Source organism: Streptomyces colwelliae, assembly GCF_048158785.1.
GTDB lineage: Bacteria > Actinomycetota > Actinomycetes > Streptomycetales > Streptomycetaceae > Streptomyces.
The window spans coordinates 1-8,745 of the sequence record NZ_JBLTJC010000408.1; the positions used below are offsets into that span (position 1 = coordinate 1).

General features: G+C 72.1%; 8 protein-coding genes. 4 read left to right on the forward strand and 4 right to left on the reverse strand.

Annotated elements, in window-relative coordinates; translation table 11 throughout:
• Positions 1-3 precede the first annotated feature (3 nt).
• The gene (locus ACNFOC_RS45725) at positions 4-720 is read right to left on the reverse strand and encodes a TetR/AcrR family transcriptional regulator (RefSeq protein ID WP_416964916.1); all 717 of its coding nucleotides are present in this window, start codon (positions 718-720) and stop codon (positions 4-6) included.
• Between the two features lie 144 nt (positions 721-864).
• Between ACNFOC_RS45725 and ACNFOC_RS45730 the strand changes: the two genes are divergently transcribed.
• The gene (locus tag ACNFOC_RS45730) at positions 865-1,626 is read left to right on the forward strand and encodes a glucose 1-dehydrogenase (RefSeq protein ID WP_416964917.1); all 762 of its coding nucleotides are present in this window, start codon (positions 865-867) and stop codon (positions 1,624-1,626) included.
• Positions 1,627-1,668: 42 nt separating this feature from the next.
• On the opposite strand, the gene ACNFOC_RS45735 is transcribed toward ACNFOC_RS45730, so the two are convergent.
• Positions 1,669-2,391 carry a glycoside hydrolase family 75 protein gene (locus ACNFOC_RS45735; protein WP_416964918.1) on the reverse strand — a complete coding sequence of 241 codons (723 nt, stop codon included), beginning with the start codon at positions 2,389-2,391 and terminating at the stop codon, positions 1,669-1,671.
• 416 nt (positions 2,392-2,807) lie between these two features.
• Between ACNFOC_RS45735 and ACNFOC_RS45740 the strand changes: the two genes are divergently transcribed.
• Together ACNFOC_RS45740 and ACNFOC_RS45745 are read left to right on the forward strand one after the other, a co-directional pair.
• Positions 2,808-3,824: a fibronectin type III domain-containing protein gene (locus ACNFOC_RS45740; protein ID WP_416964919.1), complete on the forward strand. Its 1,017-nt coding sequence runs from the start codon at positions 2,808-2,810 to the stop codon at positions 3,822-3,824.
• A gap of 275 nt (positions 3,825-4,099) precedes the next feature.
• A complete protein-coding gene (locus tag ACNFOC_RS45745; protein WP_416964920.1) occupies positions 4,100-4,639 on the forward strand; it encodes a hypothetical protein in 540 nt (179 codons plus the stop codon).
• A gap of 118 nt (positions 4,640-4,757) precedes the next feature.
• Here the strand turns inward: ACNFOC_RS45745 and ACNFOC_RS45750 are convergent, their stop codons facing one another.
• Together ACNFOC_RS45750 and ACNFOC_RS45755 are read right to left on the reverse strand one after the other, a co-directional pair.
• On the reverse strand, positions 4,758-5,294 hold the full coding sequence (locus ACNFOC_RS45750) for a PadR family transcriptional regulator (RefSeq protein WP_416964921.1): 537 nt from the start codon (positions 5,292-5,294) through the stop codon (positions 4,758-4,760).
• Between the two features lie 30 nt (positions 5,295-5,324).
• On the reverse strand, positions 5,325-7,340 hold the full coding sequence (locus ACNFOC_RS45755; RefSeq protein WP_416964922.1) for an FAD-dependent oxidoreductase: 2,016 nt from the start codon (positions 7,338-7,340) through the stop codon (positions 5,325-5,327).
• A 308-nt stretch (positions 7,341-7,648) separates the two neighbouring features.
• On the opposite strand from ACNFOC_RS45755, the gene ACNFOC_RS45760 reads away from it, so the two are divergent.
• Entirely contained in the window at positions 7,649-8,377 is a 729-nt protein-coding gene (locus tag ACNFOC_RS45760; protein WP_416964923.1) for a hypothetical protein, read from the forward strand.
• Positions 8,378-8,745: the final 368 nt, after the last annotated feature.

Below are 8,745 nucleotides of genomic sequence, written 5' to 3' on the forward strand. Positions count from 1 at the left end.
AGGTTAGGTTAGCCTATCCTCGCATTTGACCCGAAGGGTGAGTCCCGACCCCGGCCTGGACAAGGCCCGGGAACTGACCGGCCGCGGCTGACGGACGCGTCCCGGCACGGCCGTACACCACGTGACCGCCACCACCGCGTTCGTCGCCGTATCCGTCACGGCCTCGCCCCCGCTCGCGCTCCACGCGAACCGCTCCACCGCCGCACGCAACGCCGCGTTGAGCATCGCTGCCTGGATCATGGGGCGGAGGTCGTCGGCCGGTAGACCGGCACGGTCGGCCAGGGCTTGGGCGAACGCCGGTTCTGCCTCGTCGTAGGTCTGGAGCCAGATCGCGCGGAGGCCCGGTTCCGTGCGGGTGAGGCGTACCAGGGCGCTGCCGGTGGCGCCGTCGGGGCCGGTGGCGGCGAGGAGGCCGGTGGCGAGGGCCGGGTCGAAGAGTTCCGCGAGGGGGTGGCCGGGGCGCCACTCCCGCAGGCGGGCGGCGATCACGTCGATACCGGCCGAGAAGAGTGGTCGTACGCAGCTCTCCTTGCTCGGGAAGTAACGCCACACGGTGCGCGCGGAGACGCCGACCGCCTGGCCGATCTGTTCGCCCGTGGTCGCCACGACGCCCTGGGCGACGAACAGTTCCACCGCGGCCCGGGCGATCTCCAGGCGGATCTCGGTCTTGCGTGCCTCGGTCAGAGGCGGTCGTCCCGTGCGTCCGCTGGGTGCGGTCATCAGTTCCCCTCCGGCTGCGGTCGTGACCTCCCGGAATTCTCCCCCATGACTCACCCACGACTTTATGTCACTCGAAGACATTAAGTCGTAGGGTGAGAGGACCCCGGGCGGCGCAGAGCCCTCGCACAAGGACAGGAGCACCTCATGACCACTGGACTCGACGGACGCAGCGTCATCGTCACCGGAGCGGGCTCGGGCATCGGGCGGGCCGCCGCCCTGGCCTTCGCCGCGGAAGGCGCCAAGGTCGTGGTGGCCGATCTGAACGTCGACGGCGCCGAGGCGGTCGTCAAGGAGATCGAGCAGGCGGGCGGTACCGCGGTCGCGGTCACGGGTGACCTGAGCGAGCAGGCGGTGGTGGACGAGGTGGTCGCGACCGCCGTGGAGCGGTTCGGCGGGGTCGACGTCCTGGTGAACAACGCGGGGATTATGGACCGCATGTCGGCGCTGGCGGACGTGGCCGACGCGGAGTGGGAGCGGGTAATCCGGGTCAACCTGACCGCGCCCTTCCTGCTCACCCGGGCCGTGCTGCCGCACATGCTGACGGCGGGCCGGGGCGCGATCGTGAACACCGCCTCCGAGGCGGGCCTGCGGGGCAGCGCGGCGGGCGCCGCCTACACGGCCTCGAAGCACGGAGTGGTGGGCCTGACCAAGAACCTCGCCGTGATGTACCGCAAGCAGGGCATCCGGGCCAACGCCATCGCCCCCGGCGCCACGGCGACCAACATCTCCGTGGACGCCGACCGGGAGGGCCTCGGTCCGGCAACGCTCGGCCCGCACTTCGTCAATGTCGGCCGCCTGGCGCAGCCCGAGGAGCAGGCCGCCGCCATCGTGTTCCTCGCCTCGGACGCGGCCAGCAACATCAACGGCGTGATCCTGCCCGTCGACGACGGCTGGTCGGCAGTCTGACGTCCCGCCCCGGAGGGCTCGGCAGGCGCGACAGGCTGCGCCCTACGACCCTGGACGCTCAGCGGCGCCCTGCACGAAAAGCCGTGCCAGCCGCTGCCCCGTCTCCACCGCCGCCGCATGATCCTCGATGGGTTTCACCTGCGAGTCCTTGAACACGATGTAGGTGACGCCGGTGTCCGTCCCGCCACCGCGCGGGTCGGCGCGGATGCCCAGACCCTTGGCCGTGGCGTACGACGCCTCGCCGATGATGTCGTGCGGTCCGACGTCTCCTACGACGGCGTACTGCACCCGGTCCCGGTAGACGACGGCGGCGACCGAGCCGCCGCCGACGCCGTGGTCGCGGTGGTTCCAGCGGGCGCTTGCGCCGGGGACCACGATGTACGGGAGCCGTTCGGCGTCGAGATAGCGGCCGTCGGACTGCTGGTACGCCGTCATGGAGGAGAAGAGCGGGTCGGTGCGCGCGTTGCAGCGGGCGCCGGCTTGGCCGTCGCAGTCGATGTCCAGGTCGGCCTTCCAGTAGACGGCCTCCTTGGTGCCGCAGACCGGGATCGTCGCGCGCTCCCCGTCGTCGCTGCGGTACCGGCCGCGCGAGACGGGCGTGCAGTCACGCACCTTGGCCAGCAGGTCGGCGGCGCGGACGTCACCCTCGCGCAGCGCCGCCGGCCCCGCCAGCGGGCGGGCGAGGGCGACGGGTGCGGCGGGCAGCGTGGTCGGGGCGAGCAGGGCGGCGCCGGCCGCGGCCAGCGTCAGCGTCTGGACACGCACGATAGAGGACCCTCTCCTGGGGGATCTGACGGACACTCAGCCCACCCTGGTACCGGTCCGATCGGGCGGCCACCTGTAGGGGGCCGGACGGTGCACGCCCGAACTCCCGAACTCCCGAAGGAAGGGGAGGCCCTGAGTTCGCGTCACTCCCGACGGGGGCCGGGGACCCGAGCCCGTGTCGGCTCCGGCCACCCGGCCGCCCGCGCCGGCGCGGGATCAGCGACGACAGCGGTCCGCGCCACCGGCATGAACTGCCCACTTCCAGGGGCGAGTTCAGCCGTGAGGACTTCAGCATACGTAACCCTCGCGCCCCATCGGCAACGGCGCCCCTCTTGATGCGGTCGCCCCACCCGGGTCATATTGGTCCGGACCTTTTCCGTCGTGTGGTGCCCGCGTGATGCCGGGGAGGCAGAATCGTGCGACGCGTCCGTGCCGCCTTCACTCTCTCCCGTGCCGCCCTCGCTCTCCCCCGTACGGCACTGGTGTGCGCCGCGCTCCTGCTGCTCGCGTCCTGCGGCATGAGCGAGGAGGGGGACGGCCACGCCCCCGGCGCCCCGGCCGGCGTCACGGCCGCCGCGGGGAGTGCGACCAGCGTGCACGTCATGTGGGACGCAGTGACGGCGAACCCGGGTATCGGCACCTACGAGATATATCGGGGCACCACAAAGGTGAAGGAAGTAGCAGGCTCCGAGCACATGGTGGATGTCACCAGGCTCCGGCCCGCCACCCTGTACTCCTTCACCGTGCGGGCCCGGGACACCGACGGCCGCCTGGGACCGCGCAGCCGGACGGTCCGGGCTCGGACACCGGTCGCCGTCGCGGCCGACCGCTCGGCACCCACCCGTCCACGCACCCCGCAGGGCCGCGCCATCGGCAGCCGGGCCGTCCAACTGTCCTGGGGCGCCTCGACGGACGACCAGGGTGTGGTGTCGTACGACATCTATCAGGGCAGGGCGAAGATCCACAGTGTGGGCGGAGCCCAGACCGCGACCGTCGTCACGGGGCTGCGGCCCAGCACCCGCTACTCCTTCACCGTGCGGGCCCGGGACGCCGCCGACAATCTCTCACCCGCGAGCACGGCCGTCCCGCTCACCACCGCACCCGGCAGTGACGACGGAAGCGGCACCGCCCCCACCGACTTCCGCGCGACCACGCACCGGGGCGACGACGGGGCCTACTACATCGACCTGTCCTGGGTGCCGCCGCGCACGGACGGGGTGGTCACGGAGTACCAGATCCACCTCGACGGAAAGCCGGCCACCTCGCTGGTCTGGGGCGGAACCGCGCCGCGCGATCACGCGAAGTACAGCTTCTACGCCGGCGGGGATGCCGGGGTCAGCCACCGGGTGCGGCTCAGGGCGCGGTTGCCGGACGGTACGTGGGGCGGGTTCTCGGCGGAGCGGACGGTGACGACGGGCGATGCCGGGCCGTAGAGAACCGCAGGGAACCCTAGGGAACCGTAGGGGACTCAGCTCATGACGGCGGGGCGGCCGCTCGGGCTGTCGCAGCCGACGCCCTGCCCCTGCCTTCTGCCCCCTGACCGCGCATCACCCCTGAGCCGGACGAAGGAATCCGTCACCTGCCCGGTCCCCGTCCGCATGCGGGACGGGCCGGGGACGCGTTGGCTTCCTTGGAGGCAGCACGGCCGTTTCCCGATCCCGGCGGCGCAAGGGATGTTCCGCCAACCGTGCCGCCGGAGGGCAGTCCCATGCGCACTATTCAGCTACTACTCCGCTCCGGCCTGACCGTGACAGCCGCCGCCGCTCTTCCCCTCGCCCTGACCGCCGGTACCGCCGGCGCGGCGTCGGGTATCTCCGTGAGCACGACCGGGACCACGGTCTCGGTCACGACCAGCGCGTGCTCCCAGAACCGCACCACCGGCGTCTGGGGCACCGGCTCACTCCTCACCAGCAGTCAGGGGAGCTTCGCCGAGGGCCGCAAGGCGACCCTGGCGGGGACGACCGTCAGCCAGTCCACCGCCTGGACCAATGTCACCCCGGGCACCTACACCGTCATCGTGATGTGCCAGAACGCCAGCACGCCCGCGGGCACCCAGTCCGTGATCGTGTCCAGGTCCACGACCCCCACGGCCACGGCCTCGCCCACACGCGGCGTCATGGGCGGCCTCGGCGGGGCCACCAAGGACTACGGCCCGCTCACCCTGGCGGCGGGCGGCGGCCTGGTGGGGGTCGGCGTCATCGCGACGGCCTGGTTCCTGCGCAGACGCGCGAAGCCGTACCGCCTCTGACCGTCCGTCCGCCACCGACGGTCCGTCGGTCCATCTATCTCCGACCGTCCGCACTCAGGAGGGGCCGCCCGACCGGCGGCCCCTCCCCCATGTCCTACGGCGACTCGCCCCCCACGCGCTACGGCAGTTCGGCGAACTCCTCGATCGCGTGCGTGAGCCACTGTGTCCAGAAGGTCTCCAGGTCGATGCCGGCGCGCAGCACGAGGTGCTGGAGCCGGTCCTGGGGGCTGTCCCGGCCGGGCGGGAAGTCGCGCTTCTCGATCTCCTCGTACTCCGCCAACTGCCGCTGGTGCAGGGTGAGATGGCGGCGCAGGTCGGCCTCGATGCCGTCCGTGCCGACGACCGCCGCCGCGCGCAGGCGCAGCAGCATCGTGTCGCGCAGCGGCTTGGGGTCCTGGGCGGACGCGGTCCAGCGGGCCAGTTCGGCGCGGCCCGCGGGCAGGACCTCGTAGCGCTTCTTCTGGCCGCGGGCCGGCTGCTCGGACGCGAGTGCCCTGATCTGGCCCTCGGCCTCCAGTTTTCCCAGCTCGCGATAGATCTGCTGGTGCGTCGCCGACCAGAAGTAACCGATCGACCGGTCGAAGCGCCGGGTCAGTTCGAGACCCGAGGACGGCTTCTCCAGAAGGGCGGTGAGGATCGCGTGCGGGAGTGACATGGAGGTCATCCTAGGGACGGGCCTCGGGGTTCAGAGGGCGGCCGCGACCTCGGTGCCCTGCTTGATGGCGCGCTTGGCGTCCAGTTCGGCGGCCACGTCGGCGCCCCCGATGAGGTGCACGCTGCGGCCGGCGGCGGTCAACTCGTCGTACAGGTCGCGGCGCGGGTCCTGCCCGGTGCACAGGACGACCGTGTCGACCTCCAGGACGGTGGAGCGGCCGTCGACGGTGACGTGCAGTCCGGCGTCGTCGATCAGGTCGTACTGGACGCCCGGGACCATGGTGACGCCCCGGTGCTTGAGTTCGGTGCGGTGGATCCAGCCGGTGGTCTTGCCGAGGCCGGCGCCGACCTTGGTGGCCTTGCGCTGGAGGAGGTGGACGCTGCGCGGCGGGGCGGGTCGCTCGGGTGCGGTGAGGCCGCCGGGGGCCGCGTAGTCCATGTCGACGCCCCAGGCGCGGAAGTACGTCGCCGGGTCCTCGCTCGCCTTGTCGCCGCCGTCCGTGAGGAACTCGGCGACGTCGAAGCCGATGCCGCCCGCGCCGAGGATCGCGACGCGGTCGCCGACGGGGACGCGGTCGCGCAGGACGTCGAGGTAGCTGACGACGCTGGGGTGTTCGACGCCGGGGATGTCGGGGGTGCGCGGGGTGACGCCGGTGGCGACGACGACCTCGTCGTAGTCCGCCAAGTCACCTGAGGTGACTGGCGTGTTGAGGCGCACGGCCACCGCGTGCTCGTCGAGCCGGGTGCGGAAGTAGCGCAGCGTCTCGTCGAACTCCTGCTTGCCGGGGACCTGCCGGGCGACGTTGAGCTGTCCGCCGATCTCGCTCGCGGCGTCGAAGAGGGTGACCTCGTGACCGCGTTCGGCGGCCGAGACCGCGCAGGCCAGACCTGCCGGACCCGCACCCACCACCGCGACGCGTTTGCGCAACCGCGTTGGGGCGAGGACGAGTTCGGTCTCGTGGCAGGCGCGCGGGTTGACCAGGCAGGAGGTGATCTTGCCGCTGAAGGTGTGGTCGAGGCAGGCCTGGTTACAGCCGATGCAGGTGTTGATGGCGTCGGAACGGTCGGCCGCGGCCTTGGCGACGAAGTCCGGGTCGGCGAGCATCGGGCGGGCCATCGACACCATGTCGGCGTACCCGTCGGCGAGCAACTGCTCTGCCAGCTCAGGGGTGTTGATGCGGTTGGTGGTGACGAGCGGGATCGAGACCGCACCCATCAGCTTCTTGGTCACCCAGGTGTACGCCCCGCGCGGCACCGAGGTCGCGATGGTCGGGATGCGTGCCTCGTGCCAGCCGATGCCGGTGTTGATGATGGTCGCCCCGGCCGCCTCAACCGCCTTGGCGAGACTGGTGACTTCGTCGAGCGTGGAGCCGCCCGGCACGAGGTCCAGCATCGACAGCCGGTAGATGATGATGAAGTCCTCGCCGACGGCCTCGCGCACCCGGCGCACGATCTCGACGGGGAAGCGCATCCGGTTCTCGTACGGGCCGCCCCAGCGGTCGTCGCGGTGGTTGGTCTGTGCGGCGATGAACTCGTTGATGAGGTAGCCCTCGGAGCCCATGATCTCGACGCCGTCGTACCCGGCCTGCCGGGCGAGGCGGGCCGCGCGGGCGTAGTCCTCGATGGTCTGCTCGACCTCGTCGTCGGTGAGCGCGCGGGGCGGGAAGGGGCTGATCGGCGCCTGGACGGCGCTCGGCGCGACGAGGTCCTGGTGGTAGGCGTAGCGCCCGAAGTGCAGGATCTGCATCGCGATCCGCCCGCCCTCGCGGTGCACGGCGGCGGTGATCTCGGCGTGCTGTGTGGCCTCGGCGTCGGTGGTCAGCTTGGCGCCGCCCTCGTAGGGCCGGCCGGCCTCGTTGGGCGCGATGCCTCCGGTGACGATCAGGCCGACTCCGCCACGCGCGCGTGCCGCGTAGAACTCCGCCATGCGCTCGAATCCGCGCTCGGCTTCCTCCAGGCCTATGTGCATGGAGCCCATGAGGACGCGGTTGGGCAGTGTGGTGAAGCCCAGGTCGAGCGGGTTCAGCAGGTGCGGGTAACGGCTCATCGGGGCCTCCGTGCGCGGTGTCGTGCCTCTTTTGTAGAGGACGGGGAGGCCTTTATGCAACTAGTTGCACAATCGGAGGGAGACGGGTGGTCGCGGTCGCCGCACGTGACCACCCCTGCGGCCGAGGCGCGTGAGTTCGTGCGCCGCACGCGGCCTCCCCCTCCCCCCGGAGTCGCCACACACGATCTCCCCGGGGCCGGCTGCCCCCGATTCACAGGGATTTATTACTGCTTCTTTATCTCCCGCCCCGGAGAATCACAGGCAGGCGTGCCGGTGGGATGCCGCGCGCGTGGCCTAGGGAGCGAGCCGTGACGCACGATCCTGAGCACGACGCCGGCGACAACGCGGCGATACCTCCGATGCCCGACCACGCGCCTGAGTGGGAGGTCCTCACGGGACCCGGCGGCGCGGAGCGTGACCGGGGTCTCGACCGGTTGTGGCGGCAGCGGTCGCGGCGGGCCCGGGCGGTGATCGCCGTGGCCACCGTGGGTGTGCTGGCGCTCGGCGGGACCGTCGCCTACGCGGCGACCTCGGGGAGTTCGGGCAGCGACGCCGTACCCGCCGCCGCAGGGTCCCCGTCGGGAACGCCGTCGCCCGGTGGGCCCGGCTTCCGGCACGGGGGCGGTGGGGGCTTCGGGCTCGGCGGCGCGGCCGTGCACGGCGAGGCGACGGTCAAGGACGACGCCACCGGCAAGTGGATCGTACGGATCTGGCAGCGCGGGACGGTCACGAAGGTCGACGGCGACCAGGTCACCGTCAAGAGCGACGACGGCACCTCGTGGACCTGGACCGTGGGCTCCGACGCCAAGGCCCAGGGCGCCGCCGCCCTCAAGAAAGGCGACACGGCCTCCCTGACCGGCACCCGCTCCGACACCGGCACCCGCACCGCCGACCGAGCCTTCACCGGCACCTTCGACCGCAAGGGCCCGGGCGACGGACGAGGCGGACCGGGCGGCCGAGGCCCCGGCCCCTGGGGACGCGGCGACAGCAGCCCGAGCCCCACACCCAGCCCGTCCGGCAGCGGAGCTACGACCTGACCGACGCCCACACCCGCACCTTCGCCCGCACGGCCCGGGCAACGGACGAGACGGGCCAGGGGGACGCGGCCCCGGACCCTGAGGACGCGGCAACAGCGGCCTGAGCCCCACACCAGGCCCGCCCGGCAGCGACGCTACGACCTGACCGGCACCCGCACCGACGCCTTCGCCCGCAACGGCCTGGGCGAAAGACAAGGCGGGCCGAGCAGACGCGACCCCAGCCCCCGAGAGAACGCACCGGCCACGGCCCGAGCACCGCACCCCGGCCGCCCGGCCGACGGTGGCCCCAGCGCCACGCCCAGCCCCTCCGTCAGCGACGCTACGACCTGACCAGCACCCGTACCCGCACCGCCGACCGAGACTTCACC